Source organism: Variovorax sp. dw_954, from assembly GCF_018449755.1.
GTDB lineage: Bacteria > Pseudomonadota > Gammaproteobacteria > Burkholderiales > Burkholderiaceae_C > Variovorax.
The window spans coordinates 25,096-48,171 of sequence record NZ_JAAVVD010000012.1; the positions used below are offsets into that span (position 1 = coordinate 25,096).

Genomic DNA, 23,076 nt, shown 5'->3' on the forward strand with positions numbered 1-23,076 from the left:
CATGCAGAACCGTCGTCGCTTCGTATCGCAGTCCGCCGCGCTGGCGGGCGCCGTTGCGTTTCCCCTGGTGGCCGGCGCGCAGCCGAAGACCGTCAAGGTCGGGGTGCTGCATCCGGTGACGGGGGCGCTGGCCTATTCGGGGCAGCAATGCCGGCTCGGTGCGCAGATGGCGATCGAGGACATCAACAAGTCGGGCGGCATCAAGTCGCTGGGCGGAGCGCAGATCGAGGCGTTGCTGGGCGATGCGCAATCGACGCCGCAGGCCGGCACGGCCGAGGTCGAGAAGATGAACGAGGCGGGCGTGAGCGCCATCGTCGGAGCCTTCGCTTCGGCCATCTGCCTGGCCACGACCCAGGCCGCTGCCAAGTACAACCTGCCGCATGTCGTGGACGTGGGCGTAGCCGACCAGATCGTCGAGCGCGGGCTGAAGAACACCTTCCGCTTCGGCCCTGGCTACAAGAAGTGCGCGCAGGTGGCCATGGCCAACCTGCTGGTGCTCAACAAGGCGGCCGGCAACCCGGCGAAGACGGTGATGATCATCCACGAGGAGTCGCTGTTCGGCACCGGAACGGCGAACCTGCTGTCTGCCGAGTTGCCGGGCTACGGCTTCGAGGTGAAGGAGGTGGTGAAGCACGCGAATCCGACGCGCGATTTCAACAACATCGTGCTGCGCATGAAGGCGATCAACCCCGACATCGTCATCCCGGCCAACTACTACAACGAGTACGCGCTGCTGGTGCGCACCATGCAGCAGCAGAAGGTCACGCCCAAGGCCATCTTCTCGGTGCTGGGCGGGGCGGCGTCGAGCTACAAGTTCGTGAAGGAGTTTCCGGACGCGGCCAACGGCATCATCGACTGCAACCACTGGTTCAACCCGAAGGACAAGCGCTCGGCCGAGCTGCGCAAGCGCGTGGAGGCCAAGGGCCAGTTCTTCAGCTACGAGGTCTTCATGACCTACACCGCGATGGGCCTGCTGGCCGATGCGATCGAGCGCGCGAAGTCGTCGGACCGTGCGGCCATCATCGATGCGCTGGCGTCGAGCACCTGGTCCAACAATGTCATGCCCTATGGCCCGACGAAGTTCGTCAACGGCCAGAACGAGGGCGCGCAGCCTCTGATGACGCAGGTGCTGAAGAACGACATCAAGGTGATCATTCCGCGCGACTACCGCGAAGCGGAACCCTTGTTCCCGCTGCGGGCTTGATCGCGTCGCTGGTCCGGGATGTTCGACTTCAGCATTCTTTTTCCATCGGTGCTGAACGGCATCACGACCGGCGCGGTGTATGCGCTGATCGCGCTGGGGCTCACGCTGATCTACGGCGTGCTGCACATCATCAACTTCGCGCACGGGGCCAGCCTGATGCTGGCCTTGTATGCGGTGTATTTCCTGAAAGAGAAAGCCGGCATCGATCCGTACCTCGCGCTGCCGCTGGTGGTGCCGGGGATGTTCGCGCTGGGCTATGCGCTGCAGCGCGGCGTGATCAACCGCGCGGGGCACGGCAAGGACGAGAACATCCTGCTGGCCACGCTGGGCATCTCGATCGTGATGGAGAACCTGGCGCTGCTGTTCTTCAAGTCGGACACGCGGAACATCGACACGGCGTATTCGCTGAGCACGGTGGCCATCGGGCCGGCGATGATCGCGGTACCCAAGCTGGTGGCGTTTGCGGGCGCGCTGGTGGTGTCGGGCGTGCTGTTCTGGATCATGGGGCGAACGGACCTGGGGCGGGCGATCCGCGCCGTCGCCAAGGAGAAGGAGGGGGCCAAGCTCATGGGCATCGACGTGGACCATGTCTATGCGATGAGCTTCGGCATCGGGCTGGCCTGCCTTGGCGCGGCGGCGTGCTTCCTGCTGCCGGCGTACTACGTGAATCCACAGGTGGGCAGCGGCTTCGTGCTGGTGGCTTTCACGATCGTGGTGCTGGGCGGGATGGGGAGCTTCGTGGGGGCGCTGGTCGGCGGCTTCCTGGTGGGCATCGTCGAGTCGCTGGGCGGGCTGTACCTGGGCGAGTCGCTGGGACAGATCGGGATTTTTGCGATCTTCATCGGGGTGGTGTTGTTCAGGCCCGAAGGCATGTTCGGGGCGAAGGCATGAGCGGCACGAACTGCCGGGCGCGGGGGCATCGGTGAGCGCGCGGACACAGCTTGCGGGGATCGCATTGTTCGCGGTGCTGGTGGCTTGTGTGCCGCTGGTGACGACATCCGGCGTGGTGCTCAACTTCGTGACGATGGCGCTCTATGCGACCCTGATCGCGCAGGCCTGGAACATCCTCGGCGGGTTTGGCGGGCAGTTCTCATTCGGGCATGCGCTGTTCTTCGGGACGGGTGCCTACATCCAGGCGATTGCACAGATGCAGGGCGGCCTCAATGCGTGGATTGCACTGGCAGTGGCGGTAGCGGGCGCTGGCGTGCTGGGGCTGTGCGTCGGTGCGCTGACCTTTCGCTATGGGCTCAAGGGCTCGTACTTCGCGCTTGTCACGCTGGCGTTCGCGGAGGTATTCCGCATCCTGGCGACGTCGGTCTCGTTTACCGGCGGGGGCGTGGGGCTGATGGTTCCGTTGCGCGAGTCCCCTGCCAACTTCCAGTTCGCGTCGCGCAGCGGCTACCTGTGGGTGGTGTTGGCCTTCGTCACGGCCGCGCTGCTTGTTACATGCTGGCTGCGCAACGGGCGCTTCGGCGCGTACTTGCAGGCGGTGCGTGACAACGAGGACGCGGCGCGGGCGGTGGGCGTGAACCCGTTTCGCATCAAGGTCGCGGCCATCGGCATCTCGGGTGCATTCATGGGCGCGGCGGGGGCCTTCTATGTGCAGGTGTTCCAGTATGTGGACCCGGGCATTGCCTACGGCTCGGCCACGTCCGTCGAGGCGCTGGTCGGGGCCATCGTGGGCGGCATGGGTACGCTGTGGGGTCCTGTGCTGGGCGCGGTGGTGCTGCATGTGCTGGCGGACTTCACGCGCAACTTGTTCGGGGAATTGCCGGGCATCAACATGGTCATCTACGGCACGGTGCTGGTGCTGATCGTGATGTTCCTTCCGCGCGGGATTGCGGGCATCGGCTTGTCTGCGCGGCAGTTGTGGGCGGGCAAGGGGAGGGCGCATGACTGAGGCGCTGCTGTCGATTGCCGGCCTGTCGCGTTCCTTCGGGGGATTGAAGGCGGTGCAGGACGTGAGCCTGTCGGTGCGCGAGGGCAGCCTCTGTGCGCTGATCGGGCCGAACGGGGCAGGCAAGACGACGCTGTTCGCGTTGATGTCGGGCTTCCTCAAGCCGGATTCGGGCACTGTGCGCTTTGCTGGCTTGGACATCACTGGGCGCGAGCCGCATCGCAACGCCGCGATGGGCATGACGCGCACCTTCCAGATCGTGAAGCCCTTCGCCGCTCAGACGGTGCGCGAGAACATCGCGGTGGGCGTGCACCTGCATGTGCGCGGCCGAGCGGCTGCCCTGCAGCGGGCCGAGGAAGTGGCGATGCAGGTGGGGCTGGGGGCGCAGCTGGACAAGGCTGCGTCCGACCTGACCGTGGCCGGGCGAAAGCGGCTGGAACTCGCGCGGGCGCTGGCGACGCGGCCCCGGCTGTTGCTGCTCGACGAAGTGCTGGCCGGCCTCAACCCGCAGGAGATCGCTGAGATGATGCCCGTGGTGCGCGGCATTGCCGACAGCGGCGTGACGGTGCTGATGATCGAGCATGTGATGCAGGCGGTGATGAACCTGGCCCAGCATGTGTGGGTGCTGGCGCAGGGGCGGCTGATTGCCGAGGGCAGCCCGGCGGAAGTCACGTCGAACGACAAGGTGGTCGAGGCCTATCTGGGTCATGGGACGGCGGCGCGCCTGCGCAGGGGGCAGGCCGCATGACGGCGTTGCTCGACATCCGCGACCTGCGCGGCGGCTACGGCCGCGTCGAGGTGCTGCGCGGCGTCGACCTGCATGTGAACGCGGGCGAGATGGTCGCGCTGCTCGGCAGCAACGGCGCGGGCAAGTCGACGCTGAACAAGACCATCTGCGGCTTGTGCCCGGCGTGGTCGGGCACGGTGCGCTTCAACGGCAGCGACCTGAGCGGCGCACACTACCGCGACGTGGTGAAGGCCGGCCTGATCCAGGTGCCGGAAGGCCGCAAGGTGTTTCCCAACCTCGACGTGCTGGAGAACCTGGAACTCGGTTCCTTCACCCGCGCCCGCGAGCGGCGTGCGGCCAACCTGGAGAAGGTGTTCGGCATCTTCCCGCGACTGAAGGAGCGCATGCGCCAGAACGCGGGCACGATGAGCGGTGGCGAGCAGCAGATGCTGGCGATAGGCCGGGGTCTCATGGCCGAGCCGGTGCTGCTGATCCTCGACGAGCCGTCGCTGGGACTGTCGCCGCTGCTGGTGGAAGAAATGTTCACGCTGATCCGTCGATTGCGCGACGAGGGCCTCGCGGTGCTGCTGGTGGAGCAGAACGTGGGCCAGTCGCTGGAGATCGCCGATCGCGCTTACGTGCTGGAGAACGGCAGCGTACGCTTCTCCGGCTTGCCGCAAGAGCTGCTCGGCAGCGATGAACTGCGCCGGGCCTACCTGGGGCTTTGAGAGCGAGAAATGAAACGTCGGGACATCCTCATTTCGTCTGGCGCCGCAGTGTTGGCGCGCGGCGCATTCGCGCAAGTCGGCAACACGCCGGTGCGCATCCTCGTGGGCGCACCGGCCGGCGGCTCGACCGACACGCTGGCGCGCTCCCTGGCGGCCAGCATGGGCCCGGCGCTCGGCGGTCGCACCGTGATCGTCGAGAACAGGCCCGGCGCCGGCGGAAATATCGCGGCCGATGCGGTGGCCAAGGCCCCGCCCGATGGCAACACGCTGCTGATGAGCTTCACCAGCCACGCGATCAACGCGACGCTGTATCCGACGCTGCCTTTCGACCCGGTCAAGGACTTCACGGCACTGACCTGTGTCGCGACCTCGCCATCGGTCCTGGTTGCGAACCCGGCGGTCCCGGTGAAGGACGTGCGCGAGCTGATCACGCTGGCCAAGTCCAAACCGGGCCAGTTGAACTTCGCGATCGGCGGCATCGGCTCGTCGCTGCACATGGCAGGCGAGGCGTTCAAGATGCAGGCGGGGGTCTACATCGTGAACATCCCCTACCGAGGCACCGCGCCGGCCGTGCAGGACGTGCTCGGCGGCCAGGTGCAACTGATGTTCGCCGCGGTCGGCAACGTGCAACAGCACATCAAGGCCGGCAAGCTCAAGGCGCTCGGCGTGACATCGGCGAAGCGGCTGCCGGCCTTCCCGGATGTGCCCGCGATCGCAGAGACCTTGCCGGGCTACGAGTCGAGTGCCTGGTTCGGCCTGTTCGGGCCCGCGAACATGGCGCCCGAGGTGTCGAAGCGATTGAGCGACGCGGCGCGGCAGGCCATCAAGGACCCGGAGATGCGCAAGCGCCTCGACAGCGAGGGCGCGATTCCGGTCGGCGATGCGCCGGAGCCGTTCTCGGCCTTCGTGCAGGGCGAGATCAAGCGCTGGGCGAAGGTCGTCAAGTTTTCGGGGGCGAAGCCGGAATGAACGCCGCATTGCCTCAAACGCTGGCGCAGAAGCTTGTCGCCAAGGCCTGCGGGCGCGACACGGTCGGCGTCGGCGAGATCGTCACCTGCAAGGTCGACCTGGCGATGTTCCACGACTCCTCCGGCCCGCGACGCCTCAAGCCGATGCTCGAAGACCTCGGGGCCCGGATCTGGGATCGCTCGCGCGTGGTGCTCGTGATGGACCACTACGTGCCGGAGCGCGACGACGATTCGCGGCGCATCGTGCGCATCGCGCGCGAATGGGCGCGCGAGCAGGACTTGCCGCATGTCTACGACAGCCAGGGCATCTGCCACGTCGTGGTGCCGCAGCACGGCCACATCCGGCCCGGCATGTTCTGCGTCGGCGGCGATTCGCATTCACCGACGGGTGGCGCGTTCGGCGCGTACATGTTCGGCGTCGGCAGCACCGAGATGCTCAGCGTGATGGTCACCGGCGAGATCTGGCTGCGCGTGCCCGAGACGATCCGCATGGGGTGGGACGGCGCGCTGCCCGCGGGCGTGACGGCGAAGGACATGATGCTGCACATGATCGGCCGCTTCGGCATGAACGGCGGCCGCTACCAGGCGATCGAGTTCTGCGGGCCGGCGGTGACGGCGCTGTCGATGCAGGAACGCATGACGCTGTCGAACATGAGCGCGGAGTTGGGTTCGCAGGTCGGGCTGATCGCACCGGATGCAACGACGGCCGCGTTCCTGGCGCAGGCAGGCGTCCCGCGCGTGGACACGGCGCGATGGTTCACCGACGAGGACGCCCGCTTCACCGAACACCGGTTCGATGCGTCGACGCTGGAGCCCTACGTCGCCGCGCCGCACAGCCCCGCCAACGCGCATGGCGTGAGCAAGTACGCGGGCACGGCCATCGACGTGGCCTACATCGGCGCCTGCACCGGCGCCAAGCTGGAAGACCTGCGCGCCGCGGCGGAAGTGTTGCGCGGGCACAAGGTGGCTCCAGGCGTGCGCTTCATCGTCGCGCCAGCCAGCCTGCAGGATCAGGAGCAGGCGCGGCAGGAGGGTGTGCTGCAAGCCTTGCTGGACGCCGGCGCCGAACTTTTCCCGACTACCTGCGGCGCCTGCGCCGGCTATGGCGACGCCATGGGCGACGACGTCACGGTGATCTCCAGCACGGCGCGCAACTTCAAGGGCCGCATGGGCTCGCCGAGTGCGCAGGTCTATCTAGGGTCGCCGTACACGGTGGCAGCTTCGGCATTGCGTGGTTGCGTGAGCGATCCACGGGAGGTATTGGCATGAGCAAGCGCATCGGGCCCGGCTCGACCCATCGCGTCTGGCGCCTGGGCGCCGACATCGACACCGACGTGCTCGCACCCGGGCATGCGATGAAGCATGGCATCGACAAGATCGCGGCCTATTGCCTCGAATCCGTGCGACCCGAGTTCGCGAGCGCGGTGCGCGGTGGCGACGTGATCGTGGCGGGGCCGAACTTCGGCATCGGCTCGTCGCGCGAGCAGGCCGCGGCGGTGCTGGTCAAGCTGGGCGTGTCGGCGGTGATTGCGCCTTCGTACAGCGGTCTCTACTTTCGCAACGCGATCAACCTCGGGCTGCTGTTGCTGACCTGCGCGCAGGTCGACGTGATCCGGGACGGCGACCGCATCCGCATCGACACCAGTGAACCCGCGGTGATCGCACCCGACGGCACGCGGCTGGCCTGCGAGCCGGTGCCGGCCTTTCTCATGGACATGGTCCGCGCCGGCGGGCTCATGAACCAACTGCGCCAGCGCGCCGGCAAGGAACCCATCGATGTCTGACCAGCCCCCCGTGATGGACCCCGTCACGCTCGCCGTCCTGCGCGGCCGCCTCGAACAGGTGGCCGACGAGATGGACGCGACGCTCTATCGCAGCGCGTTCAATCCCATCATTGCCGAGGCGCACGATGCCTGCCACGGCCTCTACGACGCGGGCACGGGGGACACGCTGATCCAGGGCAAGTCCGGCCTGCCGGTGTTCGTCGGGGCGATGGCCTTCGCGGTGCGCGCGACCGTGGCCGCGGCGAATCCGCGCGGCGGCATGAAGGAAGGCGAGACCTGGATCACCAACGACGCCTATGACGGCGGCACGCATGCCAACGACTTCAAGCTGGTGCGGCCCTTCTACCGCGCCGGTAAGCTCTGGTGCTACATGGCCTCGGCAGCGCACTGGCACGACGTGGGCGGCGCGGTGCCGGGCAACTACAACCCCGCGGCCACCGAATGCTGGCAGGAGGCGGTGCAGATCCCGCCCGTGCGCATCGTGCGCGACGAGCGCATCGATGAAGACGTGCTCGCCATCCTGCGCGCCAACACGCGCCTGCCGGCCAGCCTCTGGGGCGATCTCAACGGCCAGCTGGCCGCGCTGGAACTCGGCGCGCGGCGCCTGAACGGCCTGCTCGACGAATACGGCGACGAACTGGTGCTGCAGGCCATGACAGAGTTGCGCAGCCGCGCCTTGAAGCTGATGCGCTCGCACATCGCCTCGCTGCCTGACGGTCGCTACAGCTTCGAGGACGTGCTCGACAACGACGGCATCACCAACGTGCCGCTGACCATCGCGCTCGACATGACGGTGGCCGGCGACCGCCTGCTGCTCGACTTCTCGCGCACCTCGCCGCAGTGCGCCGGGCCGGTCAACATCTCTCGCGCCACGGCGATCGCGGCCTGCTACGTCGCACTCAAGCACCTGTTCCCCGACGTGCCGGCCAATGCCGGCGTGCTGGATGCCGTCGACTTCGTGCTGCCGGACCGCCTCGTCATCAGCGCCGAGCGCCCGCGCCCGGTCGGCGGCTACACCGAGACCATCCTGCGCATGATCGACGTGATCTTCAGCGCGGCCGCGCAGGCCGACCCGACGCGCGCCGTGGCGCAGGCCTACGGCACCATCAATGCGCTGTCGATCGCGGGGCATCGTTCCGACAAGGGACGCGAAGGGCAGCAGTGGGTGATGTTCAGCTTCTTCGGCGGCGGGCATGGCGCGCATTCGGGTGGCGACGGCTTGTCGCACGGCAATGCGCCGATCTCGACGGCGACGATCCCGCCGTTGGAAATCCTCGAGGCCGCGTACCCGGTGCGCTTCACCGAATGGTCGCTGCGTGGCGGCTCCGGCGGCGACGGCCAGTACCGAGGCGGACTCGGCGCCGTCTACGAGATCGAACTGCTCGAGAAGGATGCCGAGGTCTTCGTCTTCGGCGAACGCGGCAGTTCACCACCCAAGGGCATCGCGGGCGGCGGTCCGGGCGCGGTGAATGTCTTCCGCTACGAGAACGACGGCGCATGGAACGTGCCGCCGATGCTCTCGAAGATGCGCGGCATCCGCCTGGCGCGCGGCGAGCGCGTGCGGCTGGAGACGCCCGGCGGCGGCGGCTGGGGCCCCGCATCCATGCGCGGCGAGGCGCAGCGGCAGCAGGACCGTGCGATGGGCTACGCCGCCAATGACGGCACCGATGACGAAAGCGCCTGAATGACTGCTGCACAGCAAACCCGGGACGCTCGCTTGATCGTCGGCGTCGATGTCGGCGGAACTTTCACCGACCTGTTCGTGCTCGATGAAGCCCGGGGCACGGCACGCATCGTCAAGGTGCCGTCGACGCGCGGCGAGGAAGCGCGCGGCTTCATGAACGGCGTGGCGCGCGTGGCCGATTCGGCCGGGGCCATCGCGACCATCGTGCATGGCACCACGGTCGGCACCAACGCCCTGCTCGAACGCAAGGTGGCCCGCACCGGCATCATCACGACGCGCGGATTCCGGGACGTGCTGGAGATGCGCCGGCGCGACCGGCCGCAGACCTGGGGCCTGCGCGGAAGCTTCGTGCCGATCGTGCCGCGCGAGCTGCGCCGCGAGGTGGACGAGCGCGTGCTGGCCGACGGCACGCTGCACACGCCGGTCGACCTCGACCAGGTGCGCGCCGAAGCCCGGGCGCTGCTGGCCGAAGGCTGCGAGGCAGTCTGCGTGTTCTTCATCAACACCTATGCCAACCCGGAGAACGAGCGGCTCGCCGTCGCGGCCGTGCGCGCGCTGTGGCCCAACCCGCACGTGACCTCGGCCTGCGAGGTGCTGCCCGAGATCCGCGAGTTCGAGCGCTGCTCGACGGCCACGCTCAACGCCGCGCTGCAGCCCGTGGTCGGCAAGTATCTTGAACGCCTCGAATCCGACCTGCGCGCGAATGGCTTCGCGGGCGAACTGCTGGTGGTGCAGAGCAACGGCGGGGTGATGTCGCGCCAGACTGCGAGCGACCTGCCGGTGCGCACCGCGCTGTCGGGCCCGGCCGCGGGCGTGATCGCCTGCGCCGCCATTGCGCGCGCAGCCGGCTTTCCGAACGTGATCACCGGGGACATGGGAGGCACCTCCTTCGACGTGTCGCTGGTGGCCAGTGGCGAGGCCGCGCTCGCGGCGCAGACGGCCATCGAGTTCGGCATGGTGATCCGCTCGCCGATGATCCAGATCGAGACCATCGGCGCGGGTGGCGGCTCGATCGCGTCGGTGGATGCGAGCGCCATGCTGCAGGTCGGGCCCGAATCGGCCGGCAGCGTGCCGGGGCCGGCGTGCTATGGCCGCGGCAACATGCGCCCGACCGTGACCGATGCCAACGTGCTGCTGGGCCGCATCGCGGCGGACAGGCCGCTCGGGGGCGGCCTGCTTGCTGCGCTGGATGCGGAGAAGTCGCGGCAGGCCATCGAGGACCATGTGGCCAGGCCGCTGGGGCTGGACGCGTACGCGGCGGCCGAGGCGATCCTCACCGTGGCCAACGCGCGCATGGCCGGTGCGATCCGGCTGGTGTCGATCGAGAAGGGCCACGATCCGCGCCGCTTTGCCTACATGCCTTTCGGCGGCGGCGGCGCGCTGCATGTCTGCGCCATGATGCGCGAGGTCGGTGTGACCACCGGCATCGTGCCGCGCTACCCCGGCGTGACTTCGGCGCTGGGCTGCGTGATCGCCGACATGCGGCACGACGCGGTGCAGACGCTCAACAAGCCGCTGGACGAACTCGACGTCGGCGAAGTCGGGCAGCGGATCGCCGAGCTGTCGGCGTCGTGCCAGCAGCGACTGGATTCGTCGGGCGTGCGTTTCGACGAGGTGCGCGAGATGGTGGCCTTCGACATGCTCTATGCCGGGCAGACGCACACGCTGCCGGTGCCCATGGCGCAAGACAGCACGGCAACGCTCACGCGCGATGGCATCCAGCACGCGTTCGAGCAGGCCTATGCATCGGCCTTTGGCCGCGTGCTCGACGGCATCGCGATTCGCGTGATGAACCTGCGCTATGCGCGTATCGGCGTTCGGCCCAAGTTCGACCTGGCCGTGCTCGCGCCCCATGGCGTCGGCTGCATCGAGCCGCTGGGCACGCAGCGCGTGTTCCATCATGGCGAGTGGCATGAGGCGCTGCGTTTTACGCGGCTCGACTTGCCGGTGGGCGCGCGGGTCGATGGCCCGGCGATCCTGGAACAGGCCGACACCACCGTGTGGCTGGAGCCCGGGTTCCAGGCCGAGGTCGATGCCTTCGGCAACCTGCTGGTGAGCCTGAAATGAGCGCGCACCCCATGCCCGTCGTCGCGCGGAACACGGCGCTGGTCATCATCGACCTGCAGAACGACTTCCTGCATCCCGAAGGCGCCTATGCGCGCGGTGGCGACTCGAATCCGCCGGCCTTGTTGCTGCCCGCGCGCGTTGCCGAGGTGGCGCGTGCGCTCAAGGCCGCGGGCGGCATGGTGGCTGCGAGCCAGTTCACGCTGTGGCCCGATCCCTCCGGTGAGCCGATGGTGTCGCCGCACCTGAAAGCACTGCGGCCTTACCTGAAGAAGGGCGACTTCGCGCCCGGCAGTTGGGGCCAGGAGAACGTGGACGAACTGGAGGAGCTGGTCGACCTGGTGGTCTGCAAGGTGGCCTATTCGGCCTTCTTCCACACGCAACTCGACTGGGTGTTGCGCCGGGGCGGCATCGACACGGTGGCCGTATGCGGCATCGTCACCAACGGCGGCGTGGCCAGCACCGTGCGCGATGCGCACATGCGCGACTACCGGACGCTGGTGCTGGCCGACGGCTGCGCGGCCTTCGGCGTGGAACGGCACGAGGTCTCGCTCGCCGACATGCGCAACGTGGCGGAGGTGACCGACTGCGCCGGCTTCGTCCAGCTGCTGGAATGACGACGCCGCATCGCAGCATTCGCCGGGCGTCCCGCATCGATGCGCAGGTGCATGCCAGCGTGGCCATCGTGGGTAGCGGCGCCTGCGGGCTCACGGCGGCGTTGATGCTGCATGACGCGGGCATCGACTGCGTGGTGCTGGAGCGTGACGCGGCGCCGGGCGGCTCGACCGCGCTGTCCTCCGGCTTCATACCTGCGCCGGGCACGCGTGCGCAGCGAGCGCGGGGTGTCGAGGACAGCGCCGGGCTGTTCGCACGGGACATCCAGGCCAAGGCGCATGGCCGCGCCGTGCCTGCGCTGGTGGATGCGTACGCGCGTTCCATCGGCCCTGCGCTCGATGCATTGCAGGAGCGGCATGGCCTCGAATGGATGCTGCTCGACGGCTTTCTCTATCCGGGACACAGCGTGCATCGCATGCATTCGTTGGGGCAGAAAACGGGCACCGCACTGATGGCAGCCCTGCAGTCTGCCGTCGATGCGGCCGGCATTCCGGTGCTGACGCAAGCCGTGGTGGAAAGCCTCTGGTTCGACGCCGACGACCGCGCCATCGGCGTCGGCTACCTGCGCCCCGACGGTCAGGAAGAGCGGCTGGGTTGCGATGCGCTCGTGCTGGCCTGCAACGGCTTCGGAGGCAATCCGGAGATGGTGCGCAGCCTGCTCCCCGAAATGGCCGACGCGACATTCGGCGGACACGTGGGCAACGACGGCAGCGCCATCCTCTGGGGTGAAGCGCTGGGCGCGCGCCTGCGCGACCTTGGCGGCTACCAGGGGCACGGCTCGTGGGTCACGCCGCAGGGCGCGCTGATGACCTGGGCCGTGATGATGGAAGGCGGCATCCAGGTCAACAGGGAAGGGCGGCGCTTTCATGACGAGACGCAGGGTTACTCGGAAGCGGCCGTGCATGTGCTCTCGCAGCCGGGCGGCATCGCGTGGAACGTGTTCGATCCGCCCTTGCTGGCGCTGGCGCGCGGCTTCCCGGATTTCTGCGAAGCAGAAGCTGCGGGTGCGTTGCGACGCTTCGATTCGGTGGCCGGATTGGCGGCGTGCATGGGTTGCGATGCGTCCGTGTTGCAAGGCACGCTGGATGCCATGCGAGGCGCCGCGCCGCAGGCGGATGGACGCGTCTTCAAGCGCGGGCTCGATGCGCCTTTCTACGCGGTGAAGGTCACGGGCGCTCTGTTCCACACGCAGGGCGGGCTCGACATCGATAGCGACACCCGCGTGCTGCGGCAGGATGGCTCGCCACTGCCCAACCTGTTCGCGGCCGGCGGCGCGGCAGGGGGCGTATCGGGCGACGTGGTCTGGGGCTACCTCTCGGGCAACGGCCTGCTGAGCGCCGTCGCCGGCGGCTACATCGCGGCGCGCTCGGCGGCCGCGCTGATCATCAAAGCAAGGAAGCAAATGCCATGGCCAACATCACCCTGAAGGCGCGCCTCGCGTCGAGCGATATCGTGCTGGCGCCCGGCGTGTACGACGCCCTGAGCGCGCTGGTCGCGCAGCAGGCCGGCTTCGAGGCGCTGTACCTGTCTGGCGCGTCGATCGCGTACACGCTGCTGGGCCGCTCCGACGTGGGCCTCACCACTTTCACCGAGGTCGCCGATACGCTGGCCCGCATCACCGAGCGCGTGAGCCTGCCCGTGATCGTCGACGCCGATACGGGTTTCGGCAATGCGCTCAACACGCAGCGCACGGTGCGCGGCTTCGAACGCGCGGGCGCGGCGATGATCCAGATCGAGGACCAGACTTTCCCCAAGCGTTGCGGCCACCTCGACGGCAAGACCGTGGTGGGCCCACAGGAAATGGTCGGCAAGCTGAAGGCGGCGCTCGACGCCCGCACCTCGGCCGACACATTGATCCTTGCGCGCACCGACGCGGTGGCCGTCGAAGGGCTCGAAGCCGCGCTGGACCGGGCGGAGGCTTACCTGGAGACCGGCGTCGACGCACTCTTCATCGAGGCCTTGCGATCGCCCGGGCAGATGGATACGGCCTGCCGCCGCTTTGCCCATCGCATCCCCATGCTCGCCAACATGGTCGAAGGCGGCAAGACCCCGATCCAGGATGCCGATGCGCTGCAGGCGCACGGCTTTCGCATCGCGATCTTTCCGGGCGGCACCGCGCGCGCCGTGGTCCATACCTTGCAGGGCTACTACGCAAGCCTGAAGCAGCACCGCACCACCCAGCCGTGGCGCGAGCGCATGCTCGACTTCGACGGGCTCAACGAGGTGATCGAGACGCCGGCGTTGATGGCGCTCGGCAAGCGGTACGAGTAGCGCTCGGGGACAATGCGCCGATGGCCCAAGGCAAACGAATCTCTGTCGACATCCACGAAGACGCGCTGCGCGCCATCAAGGACATGGGCGCTGCGGCAAGGCAGGGCCGCATTGCTGCCGGCGAGGGCCAGGCCGCGGCGGCCGCGCGGCTTGGCGTGCACGTCCAGACGATCGCGCGCATCGAATCGGGCGAGCCGGGCGTCGCGATAGGCCATGTGCTCGGCATGCTGGCACTCTACGAGATTCCGGTGTCGCTGCATCGGCCTGGCATCGATCCCCTTCGATAAAGAAGTGTGAAGGCAAGCCAAGCCGAATTCACGCCACGCAACGGCATTGGACTCGACACTGGCCGCACATCACGATTCGAGACATGCCATGAAATCACTCCTCGCGCGCTGCGCCCTCGCGCTTGCTGCGCTCCTCTCATTCAGCACCGTGGCCGTCGCAGCCGACGCGTACCCGAGCAAGCCCCTCAGGATCTTGGTCGGCTACAGCGCGGGCGGCGCGGTCGATGCCATTGCGCGCTCGGTCGGGCAGCGCATGGCCGTGACCCTGGGCCAGCCGGTGGTGGTGGAGAACAGGCCGGGCGCCGGCACCAATATCGCGGTGAAGGCGCTCACCACCAGCGCGCCGGATGGCTACACCTTGCTGCTGGCGGCCAATGCGCTGGCGGTGAATCCTTCACTGTTCCAGCCGGCGCCGTATGACCTCGACCGCGAGTTCACGCCGATCGCGCTGGTCGGCCGCGTGCCGGTGGTGTTCGCGGTGGGCGAGGGCTCGCCGATCAAGACGCTCGCGCAACTGGTCGCGACGGCCAAGGTCAGGCCGGACAGCATCCGCGTCGCCACGCCGGGCAATGGCTCCACGCCGCACCTGGCGATGGAACTGTTCCAGCACACCGCCGGCCTGCAGTTGACCCATGTGCCTTACAAGGGTGGCGCGCAGGCGCTCACAGATGTGCTCGGCGGCCATGTCGACGTGGTGGCCGTCAATGCGCTGGAGGTGCTGCCGCTGGCCAAGTCCGGCAAGCTGCGCGTGCTCGCCGTGATGAGCGCTGACCGGTCGGCCGTGCTGCCGGGCGTGCCGACGGTGGCCGAGTCTGGCTATCCGGGTTTCGAAGCCAGCGTCTGGTACGGCTTTGTCGCGCCGGCCGGCTTGCCTGCACCCGTCCTGGCCAAGTTGCACGACGCGGTGCAGAAGGCGATCCAGTCGACGGAGGTGAAGGAGCAACTGGCCGCGGCCGGCGGCGTGCCGCTGCCCGGGCCGACGGCGCAGTTCGAGAAGCTGCTCAAGAGCGACGCCGCGCGCTACGGCAAGCTGATCCGCGACGCCAGCATCAAGCCCGATTGAAAAGGCTCAAGCGCCGGGCGCCGGGGATCAAGGCGGCGCACGCCACCCAGGAGACGGTATGAGGAATGCGATCAGGTGCATCTGCTCGATGGCCACGAAGGGGTTGCTGGAGGAACTCGCGGCGGCTCATGCGCAACGCAGCGGCGTGGCTGTCTCGGTCGAGGCGGTCGGAGGCGTCGAAGCGGCGCGGCGGGTGGCGGCGGGCGAGGTGTTCGACGTGGTGGCGCTGGCTTCGGATGCCATCGACAAGCTCGTCGACGCAGGCCGGCTCGATGGGGCCGGCAAGGTCGACCTGGTTCGCTCCGGCGTGGGCGTGGCGGTGCGCGCGGGCGCGGCGCGGCCGGATATTTCCACCGGGGACGCACTGCGGAGGGCGGTGCGCGAGGCTTCCATCGTCGCCTATTCGACGGGGCCCAGCGGCGTGGCGCTGATGGCGATGTTCCAGCGCTGGGGCATCGAGGCCGAGTTGCAGGGACGGCTGGTGCAGGCGCCTCCCGGCGTGCCGGTCGGCTTGCTGATTGCACGGGGTGAGGCGGCGCTGGGCTTCCAGCAGATGAGCGAACTCATCGGCCTCGCGGGCATCGACCTCATCGGGCCCTTGCCGGCCGAGAGCCAGATCACGACGATCTTCTCCGCCGCCCCAGGCATTGGAGGCGCGCAACCGGAGGCGGTGCGCGCCTTGCTCGACTTCATGGACTCGGAAGACTGTGCCGATGCCAAGCGAAGGCACGGCATGCAGCCGGCCTGATCGAACCACGGAGACACTCCACATGGGACGGCTGATCGGCAAGGCGAGCGGCGACTGTTGACCGGAAATCCCGCCGGACTCAGCCTATGCGGAATGAGAAGGCGTGGCGTGGAGTTCCACCCCCAAGGCTCGCAGAAGTCTGAGAACTGTGTCATAGCGCGGTTTGGCGCCAGGTGCCAGCGCCTTGTAGAGGCTCTCGCGCCCAAGACCGGCGTCCTTGGCCAGTCGGGACATTCCGCGCGCCTTCGCAACATCGGCAATGGCCTGGAGAAAGACGGCGGGATTCTCGTCCTCCAAGGCGGCATTGATGTATTCCGCGATGACTTCGTCGGTATCCAGGTAATCGGCGGCATCAAATGCAGCAACGTTTTTCATATCGGATCCCCATGCTCGCCAAGAGCGCCTTGGCCCGCTTGATGTCCCGCGACTGGGTCGATTTGCTGCCACCGCACAACAGCAGGTACACGACGTCGCCCTTGCGAGTGAAGTAAACCCTGTAGCCTGCCCCGACGTGTATTCGCATCTCCGAGATGCCAGTGCCCACGGGTTCACAGTCACCAAAATTTCCTAGCTCGGCCGACCGAATTCGGGCAATGACTCGGGCACGGCCCACTGGGTCACGCAATGCGCTCAGCCAAGCGTCGAATTCTGAAGTCCGCAGGAAAGTGACCGCGGGGTGAATCGTATCCATATGGATACAAAAGTCAAGCGCAAGCCGAAATTCTCCAATCCAGGACCCCGCGATAAGTAATTCCCCTCAGGTTCCCGTCAGAGTTCGGTCAGGCTCCACGCAGGAACATCGAGTTATCCCAGCTGGTGAATGGCCGATCGTTCCGGCCTGACTGGCGAGGGTGTCAATTACCGGAGACAACTCGTTGTGCATATGAACAGAAACATAGTCAGGGGAATCTTCCTCATGGCGATTGCGCTGGCCTTCGGCCTGCAATCATTGCGTTATCCGATCGGCGACTTCAGCCGCGCGGGGCCGGGCTTGTTCCCCGCCATGATCAGCTCGCTGTTGTTCGTCATCGGCCTGGTCTCGCTGATCCGGGCCTTCTTCGTCGACTCGGTCAAGCTGAACCTCAACTTCAGGAACATCGCGATCATCATGGCGAGCCTCTGCGGCCTCGCGTTGATCTCCACCTACGTGAACATGATCGCCGGGATCATCTTCCTGGTGTTCTGCTCCACCATGGCCGGCACCTCCTACTCCTGGATGCGCAACGTCAAGATCACCGCCGGCCTGCTCCTGATGGCGCTGGCGCTCCAAAAAGGGCTTGGCCTCAACCTGCCGCTGTACTGACATGGAAGCCCTCCACAACCTCGCGTTCGGCTTCGAGCACGCACTGACCTACTCGAACCTCCTCTACTGTGCCATCGGCTGTGTCGTCGGCACGCTCGTCGGCCTGCTGCCCGGCCTCGGCCCGCTGGCCACGATCAGTCTGCTGCTGCCGCTGACCTATTCGATCCCGACCACCGGCGCGCTCATCATGCTGGCCGGCATCTACTACGGCGCGCAATACGGCGACAGCGTGAGCGCCATCACGATGAAGATCCCGCATGCCAGCAGCATCGTGGCCTGCATCGACGGCTACCAGATGACGCTGAAGGGCAAGACCGGCCTCGCGCTGTTCACGGCGGGCGTCTCCAGCTTCATCGGCGGCACCGTCGCCATCCTGGTGCTGACCTTCCTGGCGCCGACGCTGGGCGAAGTGGCCTTCCTGTTCGGCCCGGCCGACTACTGCGCGATGATGCTCGTGGGCTTCGTGTGCGTGAGCTTCGTGACCACCGGCAGCCTGCTCAACGGGCTGGCCATGGCGATGGTCGGCGTGTTGCTCGGACAGATCGGCACCGACGTGAACAGCGGCACAGCGCGCTTCACGATGGATCTTCCGTTCCTGTTCGACGGCGTGGGCGTGGTGAGCATCGCGCTCGGCTGCTTCGGCATCGCCGAGGTCACCAAGAACCTCGACTCGCGCGAGGAGCGCTCGCCCTTCAACGGCAAGATCAACCTGATCCCCACCTGGGCGGAGTTCAAGCGGATCATCCCGAGCGCATTGCGCGGCAGCGTGGTCGGCTCCTTCCTGGGCATCCTGCCCGGCGGCGGCCCGACCATCGCGCAGTTCGCGGCCTACGCGATCGACAAGAAGGTCAGCAAGTACCGGGACGAGATCGGCACCGGCTGCATCGAGGGCGTGGCCGGCCAGGCCGCGGCCGACGAAGCCGCCGCGCGCACCAGCTTCATCCCGCTGATGAGCATCGGCATCCCCGAGAACGCGGTGATGGCGCTGATGCTGGCCGCCTTCATCATCAAGGGCATCCAGCCGGGCCCGAACATGATCGCGGCGCACCCCGAGCTGTTCTGGGGCCTGGTGGCCAGCATGTGGGTGGGCAATGTGTTCCTGCTGGTGCTGAACGTGCCGCTGGTGCGCTACTGGCTGTCGGTGTTCAAGATCCCGTACGCCGTGCTGTTCCCGTCGATCCTGTTCTTCTGCTGCATCGGCACCTACAGCGTGAACAACAGCATGGAAGACATCTACATCACGGCTGCGTTCGGTCTCATGGGCTACATGTTCATGCGACTGGAGCTGGACCCTTCGCCGCTCATGCTGGGCTTCATCCTCGGGCCGATGCTGGAGGAGAACTTCCGCCGCGCCATGCTCCTGAGCCGGGGCAGCTTCGGCACCTTCGTCCAGCGTCCGATCTCCGGCACGCTGATGGCGTTGATTGCCATCTTCGTGATCTGGCAACTGGTGGCATTCGTGCGGCAGGTGCGCAAGAAGAAGATGCTGCCGGGAGACCAGGCGCCTGTCGATCCGATCGAGCAGCCTGCGGGCTGATCGCCGACCGGCGCTCGAAGGCACCGGGGACGCCGCGCGGCAAGCGTCCTAGCGATTCTCCCCGTGCGCCGGGCCTCCCGCGCGACGGGGCGGAATCGAGCAAGCCAGCACCCCAGCCGCCACCAGCGCGATCAGCCCGGTGGCGGCAATGCCGAGCGCCAGCGACATGCTGGCCGCCAGCAAGGACAGCAGGGCGGGGCCGGAGGATGATCCGATGTCCGACATCAGACGCCACACGCCGAGGAAGTGCGCCCGCCCGTGGCGAGGCGAGTGGTCCGCGCCCAGCGTCATGATCAACCCCGAGCCGATGCCGTTGCCAAAGCCGATCGCCAGCGCGGCCACCAGCAGCGTGGCGAAGCCGGTGGTCAGCGGCATCAGCAGCATCGCGATACCCATGACCAGCATCGACGGCACCGCGACCCAGCGCCGGCCCTTGTGGTCCATCACCTTGCCCGCCGGATAGAAGACCAGCATGTCGATGCCGCCGGCCAGGCCATAGACCAGCGAGGCCACCGCGGGCGCCAGCGCCAGGTGCTCGGCCCACAGGGGAATGACGGCCTGGCGAGAGGCCCGCACGGCACTCACCAGCACCACGCCCACGCCCACGGTCAGGAAGGCGCGGTGGTGGTCGCGCAGCGTCGAGACGAGGGTGGGAGCTGCCGGTGCGTCCTGCCCGGCCGGGTGCGGTGGCGCCTCCAGGTCCGGAATGCGCGCGCCGATGGCCGCTGCGCCCAGCACGCCCGCAATGCCGATGGCGTAGGCCGCCGACAGTCCGAAGGCATGCACCGCCGCGGCCGCCAGGAAGGGACCGATGAACATGCCGATGCGCATCACGCCGCCGAGCGTGGACAGGGCCCGCGCCCGGTACATGACCGGCACCGCCTCCGTCATGTAGCTCTGCCGCGCGAGGTTGTAGACGGCCTGCGACATGCCCACCATGAGGCAGCCCGCGGCGAACAGGCCCAGGTGCGAGGTGAAGATGCACAAGGCCATGCCCAGGCCGCTCCAGATGCCCGCGACCACGATGGCCCAGCGCTCGCCCCAGCGCATGGTGATCAGCGATGCGGGGATGTTGTTGAGCAGCGAGCCGATGCTGATCAGCGCGACCACCAGCGCGGCCATCGAGACGGAGGCACCGAGGTCGCGCGCCGTGAGCGGGACGATGGGGAGGATGGCGCCTTCGCCGATGCCGAAGAGCAGGGAGGGGCCGAAGGCCGGGATGGCGATCTTGCGGAGGGAGAACTCGGGCTGGGCGGAGGAGGCGGGCAGGGAAGGGGGAGCCATGCCGGATTGTCATGGCGCGCCGGCGTGGGCGCAGGAGCCCGCGGGATTGTCCGACGCGCCTGCTCAGCGTGGGCTCAAAGCTGCTCCGACGGATCGAAGTCCAACTCCACCTTGGCCCCGTTCGGGTCCAGGCAGAACAACTGCCACGTCCCGGCGCCGGCCTGCTGCCGCAGGTCGTACTTGACGCCGCTGGCATCAAAGCGCGCCTTCACCTCGCGCAGGCCTTGCGCGGTGAAGGCCATGTGGTCGATCACCCCGGTGCGTTGCGCAGGCACCGGACGGCCGAAGTACATGTGCAGCACCGCCTGCGGGCCGGTGCCATAGAGCCATGCGCCGGGAAAGCCGAGGTCCGGCCGGTAGCCGACCTTGAGGCCGAGCAGGCCGGTATAGAACTCCAGCGTCTTCTGCTCGTCTTCCGCGGTGATGGTGAAGTGGTTCATGCCGACGATCATGGGCGAGTCTCCAATGGGTGTGTTGCTCATCATGGCACCAGCACGAGCGCACCCGTGGTGGCGCGCGATTCGAGCCGCGCGTGCGCCTGCGCGGCAGCGTCGAGCGAGAAGCGTTCGATGGGCGGCGAAAGGATGGCACCTTCGGCCAGCGCATTCCACACGCGCTGCGCGCGCTCGGCCAGTTGCGCATGCGTCGACACATAGTCGAACACCACGGGCCGCGAGAAGCTCAGTGACTTGGCCACCAGCGCATCGGGCGGCAGTGGGGTCAGCGGGCCGCTGGCCTGGCCCAGGCTGATCCAGTGGGCGCGGCGGGCCAGCGCCGCGAGGTTCTCGTCGCGGGCCGCATCGCCCAGTCCGTCGATGACCACGTCGGCGCCGCCGCAGAGGCGCTGCACCGCGTCGGCAAAGCGGTAGTCGCGGGTGACGATGACGTGCTCGCAGCCGTGCTCGCGCGCGATGCGGGCCTTGGCATCGCTGGACACGGTGCCAATGACGACAGCGCCCAGCCTGCGCGCCCAGTGGCATACCAGCAGCCCCACGCCGCCCGCTGCCGCATGGACCAGCAGACGCGTGCCGCGCTGCACGCGCCCCAGGTCATGCAGCAGGTAGTCGGCCGTGATGCCCTTGAGCAGCAGGGCGGCGGCCATCTCGTCTTCCACGGCCGCGGGGAGGCGCACCACCCATTCGGCCGGCACGCTGCGCACGCCACAGTAGGCGCCCGGCACGGGACCGAGGTAGGCCACCCGGTCGCCGGCCAGGAAGCCGGAGACATTCGGCCCGACATCGATCACGCCGCCCGCCGCCTCCATGCCAAGGACGCCCGGCGAACTTGCCGACACCGGCAGCATCTGCGGCACCCAGCCGCGCCGCAGGTACACGTCGATGAAGTTGATGCCGATGGCGCGCTGCCGGATGCGGACTTCGCCCGCGCGGGGCGGAGCGGCATCGGCGTTTTCCGCTTGCAGTTCCTCCGGCCCGCCGTAGCGCTTCAACACCACGCGGCGCGTCGAAGCGGGCAGGGCGGTGGGCATGGCGCCGCCAGGGCCTGCCCGCAGGTCGCTGCCCCGCAGCAGGTGCTGTCGCAGGTTGTCGAAGCCGGTCTCGTAGACGCCCTTGGCGACCGTGTCGCGCAACTCGCGCTCCATGCCGGGTGGCGTCGCGAAGGTCGATTCCCAATGCCAGAAGGTGCGGTTGCCGTCGGTCACGGGCTTGAGCGTCACCGTGGCCACGTAGCGCTGCAGCGGCAACGTGGCTTCGACGATGCAGTAGGTGCTCTTGTGCTGCGTGTCGTCCAGTGTCAACAGTTGCTCGCGGATGCGGTTGCCGTCCTTCAGCGTGAAACTGCGCACGCACCCGACCTGGTCGCTGCGTTCGTTGCCTTCGATGCGGCTCTCCGCGATGGCGCTGTGCCACTGGTCGTGGCTGTTGAAGTCGCGCAGCACCGCCCAGACGCGGTCGATAGGCGCATCGATGACGGTGGAGCGGACGATCTTCTGCAGCATGTGCCAGGGCTATTTCTTGAACTTGAGCTTCGAGCCATCGAAGGTGCTGACCATGGCGGCCATCAGTCCGTTCTTCGTGATGTAGGCGTCGGAGCCCGTGTAGGGCTCTTCGAGGAAGTCGGCTTCGGCCTTCCAGTTCATGGCGATCGTGTCACCCACCTGGATGGCGCTGACCTTGCTGAAGCGGATGCCCTTCAATCCGTCCGGCGGCGCCTTGACGAAGCCGGCGAACAACTCGCCGACGGCTGCGCGCCCCTTGACGACCTGGCCGTTGGGCAGGTGGATCTGCGCATCGTTCGGGTATTGCGTCATCAGGCGGTTCCAGTCGGACTTGTTGAGCGCGTCGATGTGCTCGGCGATCACTTTCTCGACGGTGGGCTGCTTCTTCAACGGCGGCAGCTTCATCGGTTCGGACCATGCGCCGGAGGCGCAGAGGCCCATCGCGCAGACCACTGCCAATTCCTTGAGTCGCTTCATCGTGGATGACCTTCCAGGCGCGGTCTCTGGTGGGAAAGCTTCAACGCGCGGACCGCTTCAATGCGTCGAAGCCTGCTTGAAAGACACCGTTGCCGATCGACTCGGTCAGCTCGCGCTCGCGGCCGGCATCGCAATCGAATTCGGCGCTCCATTCGGCAAAGCTGCGCGCGCCATCGGTCACCGGCGTGAGCTTGAGCGTGGCGACGTAGTTGGTCACGCCCATCGGGCTTTCGAGGATCTCGTAGGTGCAGCTGTATTCGTAGTCCGACAGGGCCAGCAGCCGTTCGCGGATCATGCCGCCGTCCTTCAGGTGGAAGTGGCGGATGCAACCGATGCGGTCGGCCGGCTGGCCGTTCTCGATGCGGCTGTCGGCGATGAGCGGATGCCACTTCGGCAGGCCGTTGAAGTCGCGGATGCGCGACCACACGTTGTCGGCGCTGGCATCGATGACGCTCGACACATAGACATTCACCATGCG

At 67.6% G+C, this 23,076-nt stretch carries 25 protein-coding genes; 18 read left to right on the forward strand and 7 right to left on the reverse strand.

What is annotated here, in order from left to right; all coding sequences use genetic code 11:
• Position 1: 1 nt before the first annotated feature.
• The 16 genes from HB681_RS19115 to HB681_RS19190 all read left to right on the forward strand — a co-directional run bounded on the left by HB681_RS19115 (position 2) and on the right by HB681_RS19190 (position 16,040).
• Positions 2-1,204, forward strand: coding sequence for an ABC transporter substrate-binding protein (locus tag HB681_RS19115; RefSeq protein WP_213956460.1), 1,203 nt, complete (start codon positions 2-4; stop codon positions 1,202-1,204).
• Positions 1,205-1,222: 18 nt separating this feature from the next.
• Complete coding sequence (locus HB681_RS19120; protein ID WP_213956461.1) at positions 1,223-2,095, forward strand: branched-chain amino acid ABC transporter permease; 873 nt, start codon at positions 1,223-1,225, stop codon at positions 2,093-2,095.
• Between the two features lie 31 nt (positions 2,096-2,126).
• The gene (locus HB681_RS19125; RefSeq protein WP_213956462.1) at positions 2,127-3,104 is read left to right on the forward strand and encodes a branched-chain amino acid ABC transporter permease; all 978 of its coding nucleotides are present in this window, start codon (positions 2,127-2,129) and stop codon (positions 3,102-3,104) included.
• The gene (locus tag HB681_RS19130) at positions 3,097-3,849 is read left to right on the forward strand and encodes an ABC transporter ATP-binding protein (protein ID WP_213956463.1); all 753 of its coding nucleotides are present in this window, start codon (positions 3,097-3,099) and stop codon (positions 3,847-3,849) included. Before HB681_RS19125 ends, HB681_RS19130 begins: the two co-directional genes overlap by 8 nt.
• The gene (locus HB681_RS19135) at positions 3,846-4,556 is read left to right on the forward strand and encodes an ABC transporter ATP-binding protein (RefSeq protein WP_213956464.1); all 711 of its coding nucleotides are present in this window, start codon (positions 3,846-3,848) and stop codon (positions 4,554-4,556) included. The genes HB681_RS19130 and HB681_RS19135 overlap by 4 nt, the downstream gene beginning before the upstream one ends.
• Positions 4,557-4,565: 9 nt before the next feature.
• Positions 4,566-5,525 (forward strand): tripartite tricarboxylate transporter substrate binding protein, encoded by a 960-nt coding sequence (locus HB681_RS19140; RefSeq protein WP_213956465.1) that lies wholly within the window; start codon positions 4,566-4,568, stop codon positions 5,523-5,525.
• The gene (locus tag HB681_RS19145) at positions 5,522-6,793 is read left to right on the forward strand and encodes a 3-isopropylmalate dehydratase large subunit (RefSeq protein WP_213956466.1); all 1,272 of its coding nucleotides are present in this window, start codon (positions 5,522-5,524) and stop codon (positions 6,791-6,793) included. The genes HB681_RS19140 and HB681_RS19145 overlap by 4 nt, the downstream gene beginning before the upstream one ends.
• Complete coding sequence (locus HB681_RS19150; protein ID WP_213956467.1) at positions 6,790-7,308, forward strand: 3-isopropylmalate dehydratase; 519 nt, start codon at positions 6,790-6,792, stop codon at positions 7,306-7,308. The genes HB681_RS19145 and HB681_RS19150 overlap by 4 nt, the downstream gene beginning before the upstream one ends.
• Positions 7,301-8,992 (forward strand): hydantoinase B/oxoprolinase family protein, encoded by a 1,692-nt coding sequence (locus HB681_RS19155; protein WP_213956468.1) that lies wholly within the window; start codon positions 7,301-7,303, stop codon positions 8,990-8,992. The genes HB681_RS19150 and HB681_RS19155 overlap by 8 nt, the downstream gene beginning before the upstream one ends.
• Positions 8,993-11,059 carry a hydantoinase/oxoprolinase family protein gene (locus HB681_RS19160; RefSeq protein WP_213956469.1) on the forward strand — a complete coding sequence of 689 codons (2,067 nt, stop codon included), beginning with the start codon at positions 8,993-8,995 and terminating at the stop codon, positions 11,057-11,059. It abuts the gene before it with no gap.
• Positions 11,056-11,673, forward strand: coding sequence for an isochorismatase family cysteine hydrolase (locus HB681_RS19165; protein ID WP_213956470.1), 618 nt, complete (start codon positions 11,056-11,058; stop codon positions 11,671-11,673). The genes HB681_RS19160 and HB681_RS19165 overlap by 4 nt, the downstream gene beginning before the upstream one ends.
• Positions 11,670-13,097 (forward strand): FAD-dependent oxidoreductase, encoded by a 1,428-nt coding sequence (locus tag HB681_RS19170; RefSeq protein WP_213956471.1) that lies wholly within the window; start codon positions 11,670-11,672, stop codon positions 13,095-13,097. The genes HB681_RS19165 and HB681_RS19170 overlap by 4 nt, the downstream gene beginning before the upstream one ends.
• Positions 13,079-13,942: an isocitrate lyase/phosphoenolpyruvate mutase family protein gene (locus tag HB681_RS19175; protein ID WP_213956472.1), complete on the forward strand. Its 864-nt coding sequence runs from the start codon at positions 13,079-13,081 to the stop codon at positions 13,940-13,942. Before HB681_RS19170 ends, HB681_RS19175 begins: the two co-directional genes overlap by 19 nt.
• Positions 13,943-13,962: 20 nt before the next feature.
• Positions 13,963-14,229, forward strand: coding sequence for a helix-turn-helix domain-containing protein (locus HB681_RS19180; RefSeq protein WP_213956473.1), 267 nt, complete (start codon positions 13,963-13,965; stop codon positions 14,227-14,229).
• 88 nt (positions 14,230-14,317) lie between these two features.
• Positions 14,318-15,292, forward strand: a complete 975-nt coding sequence (locus tag HB681_RS19185) for a tripartite tricarboxylate transporter substrate binding protein (protein WP_213956474.1) — start codon at positions 14,318-14,320, stop codon at positions 15,290-15,292.
• 58 nt (positions 15,293-15,350) lie between these two features.
• Complete coding sequence (locus tag HB681_RS19190; RefSeq protein ID WP_256735009.1) at positions 15,351-16,040, forward strand: substrate-binding domain-containing protein; 690 nt, start codon at positions 15,351-15,353, stop codon at positions 16,038-16,040.
• 84 nt (positions 16,041-16,124) lie between these two features.
• Here HB681_RS19190 and HB681_RS19195 read toward each other — a convergent pair whose 3' ends face one another.
• Positions 16,125-16,415 (reverse strand): addiction module antidote protein, encoded by a 291-nt coding sequence (locus tag HB681_RS19195; RefSeq protein WP_213956475.1) that lies wholly within the window; start codon positions 16,413-16,415, stop codon positions 16,125-16,127.
• A complete protein-coding gene (locus tag HB681_RS19200; protein ID WP_213956476.1) occupies positions 16,393-16,731 on the reverse strand; it encodes a type II toxin-antitoxin system RelE/ParE family toxin in 339 nt (112 codons plus the stop codon). The genes HB681_RS19195 and HB681_RS19200 overlap by 23 nt, the downstream gene beginning before the upstream one ends.
• Positions 16,732-16,956: 225 nt before the next feature.
• Here HB681_RS19200 and HB681_RS19205 point away from each other — a divergent pair, with 225 nt between their 5' ends.
• Together HB681_RS19205 and HB681_RS19210 are read left to right on the forward strand one after the other, a co-directional pair.
• Positions 16,957-17,343, forward strand: a complete 387-nt coding sequence (locus HB681_RS19205; protein ID WP_213956630.1) for a tripartite tricarboxylate transporter TctB family protein — start codon at positions 16,957-16,959, stop codon at positions 17,341-17,343.
• A 1-nt stretch (position 17,344) separates the two neighbouring features.
• A complete protein-coding gene (locus HB681_RS19210) occupies positions 17,345-18,880 on the forward strand; it encodes a tripartite tricarboxylate transporter permease (protein WP_213956477.1) in 1,536 nt (511 codons plus the stop codon).
• Between the two features lie 48 nt (positions 18,881-18,928).
• Here the strand turns inward: HB681_RS19210 and HB681_RS19215 are convergent, their stop codons facing one another.
• The 5 genes from HB681_RS19215 to HB681_RS19235 all read right to left on the reverse strand — a co-directional run bounded on the left by HB681_RS19215 (position 18,929) and on the right by HB681_RS19235 (position 23,073).
• A complete protein-coding gene (locus HB681_RS19215; protein WP_213956478.1) occupies positions 18,929-20,164 on the reverse strand; it encodes an MFS transporter in 1,236 nt (411 codons plus the stop codon).
• A gap of 74 nt (positions 20,165-20,238) precedes the next feature.
• Positions 20,239-20,646 (reverse strand): VOC family protein, encoded by a 408-nt coding sequence (locus HB681_RS19220; protein WP_213956479.1) that lies wholly within the window; start codon positions 20,644-20,646, stop codon positions 20,239-20,241.
• Complete coding sequence (locus tag HB681_RS19225; RefSeq protein ID WP_213956480.1) at positions 20,646-22,121, reverse strand: SRPBCC family protein; 1,476 nt, start codon at positions 22,119-22,121, stop codon at positions 20,646-20,648. Before HB681_RS19225 ends, HB681_RS19220 begins: the two co-directional genes overlap by 1 nt.
• A 9-nt stretch (positions 22,122-22,130) precedes the next feature.
• Positions 22,131-22,598, reverse strand: a complete 468-nt coding sequence (locus HB681_RS19230) for a nuclear transport factor 2 family protein (protein ID WP_213956481.1) — start codon at positions 22,596-22,598, stop codon at positions 22,131-22,133.
• Positions 22,599-22,638: 40 nt separating this feature from the next.
• The gene (locus HB681_RS19235) at positions 22,639-23,073 is read right to left on the reverse strand and encodes an SRPBCC family protein (RefSeq protein ID WP_213956482.1); all 435 of its coding nucleotides are present in this window, start codon (positions 23,071-23,073) and stop codon (positions 22,639-22,641) included.
• Between the last annotated feature and the right edge of the window lie 3 nt (positions 23,074-23,076).

Coding starts and splice junctions, on each gene's coding strand:
- HB681_RS19150 (WP_213956467.1), top strand. CDS start 6,790: ATGAGCAAGCGCATCGGGCCCGGCTCGACCCATCGCGTCTGGCGCCTG.
- HB681_RS19210 (WP_213956477.1), top strand. CDS start 17,345: ATGGAAGCCCTCCACAACCTCGCGTTCGGCTTCGAGCACGCACTGACC.
- HB681_RS19160 (WP_213956469.1), top strand. CDS start 8,993: ATGACTGCTGCACAGCAAACCCGGGACGCTCGCTTGATCGTCGGCGTC.
- HB681_RS19205 (WP_213956630.1), top strand. CDS start 16,957: ATGGCGATTGCGCTGGCCTTCGGCCTGCAATCATTGCGTTATCCGATC.
- HB681_RS19215 (WP_213956478.1), bottom strand. CDS start 20,164: ATGGCTCCCCCTTCCCTGCCCGCCTCCTCCGCCCAGCCCGAGTTCTCC.
- HB681_RS19165 (WP_213956470.1), top strand. CDS start 11,056: ATGAGCGCGCACCCCATGCCCGTCGTCGCGCGGAACACGGCGCTGGTC.
- HB681_RS19220 (WP_213956479.1), bottom strand. CDS start 20,646: ATGAGCAACACACCCATTGGAGACTCGCCCATGATCGTCGGCATGAAC.
- HB681_RS19135 (WP_213956464.1), top strand. CDS start 3,846: ATGACGGCGTTGCTCGACATCCGCGACCTGCGCGGCGGCTACGGCCGC.
- HB681_RS19170 (WP_213956471.1), top strand. CDS start 11,670: ATGACGACGCCGCATCGCAGCATTCGCCGGGCGTCCCGCATCGATGCG.
- HB681_RS19115 (WP_213956460.1), top strand. CDS start 2: ATGCAGAACCGTCGTCGCTTCGTATCGCAGTCCGCCGCGCTGGCGGGC.
- HB681_RS19190 (WP_256735009.1), top strand. CDS start 15,351: ATGAGGAATGCGATCAGGTGCATCTGCTCGATGGCCACGAAGGGGTTG.
- HB681_RS19130 (WP_213956463.1), top strand. CDS start 3,097: ATGACTGAGGCGCTGCTGTCGATTGCCGGCCTGTCGCGTTCCTTCGGG.
- HB681_RS19230 (WP_213956481.1), bottom strand. CDS start 22,598: ATGAAGCGACTCAAGGAATTGGCAGTGGTCTGCGCGATGGGCCTCTGC.
- HB681_RS19180 (WP_213956473.1), top strand. CDS start 13,963: ATGGCCCAAGGCAAACGAATCTCTGTCGACATCCACGAAGACGCGCTG.
- HB681_RS19140 (WP_213956465.1), top strand. CDS start 4,566: ATGAAACGTCGGGACATCCTCATTTCGTCTGGCGCCGCAGTGTTGGCG.
- HB681_RS19195 (WP_213956475.1), bottom strand. CDS start 16,415: ATGAAAAACGTTGCTGCATTTGATGCCGCCGATTACCTGGATACCGAC.
- HB681_RS19225 (WP_213956480.1), bottom strand. CDS start 22,121: ATGCTGCAGAAGATCGTCCGCTCCACCGTCATCGATGCGCCTATCGAC.
- HB681_RS19235 (WP_213956482.1), bottom strand. CDS start 23,073: ATGGTGAATGTCTATGTGTCGAGCGTCATCGATGCCAGCGCCGACAAC.
- HB681_RS19155 (WP_213956468.1), top strand. CDS start 7,301: ATGTCTGACCAGCCCCCCGTGATGGACCCCGTCACGCTCGCCGTCCTG.
- HB681_RS19145 (WP_213956466.1), top strand. CDS start 5,522: ATGAACGCCGCATTGCCTCAAACGCTGGCGCAGAAGCTTGTCGCCAAG.
- HB681_RS19185 (WP_213956474.1), top strand. CDS start 14,318: ATGAAATCACTCCTCGCGCGCTGCGCCCTCGCGCTTGCTGCGCTCCTC.
- HB681_RS19200 (WP_213956476.1), bottom strand. CDS start 16,731: ATGGATACGATTCACCCCGCGGTCACTTTCCTGCGGACTTCAGAATTC.
- HB681_RS19175 (WP_213956472.1), top strand. CDS start 13,079: ATGGCCAACATCACCCTGAAGGCGCGCCTCGCGTCGAGCGATATCGTG.
- HB681_RS19120 (WP_213956461.1), top strand. CDS start 1,223: ATGTTCGACTTCAGCATTCTTTTTCCATCGGTGCTGAACGGCATCACG.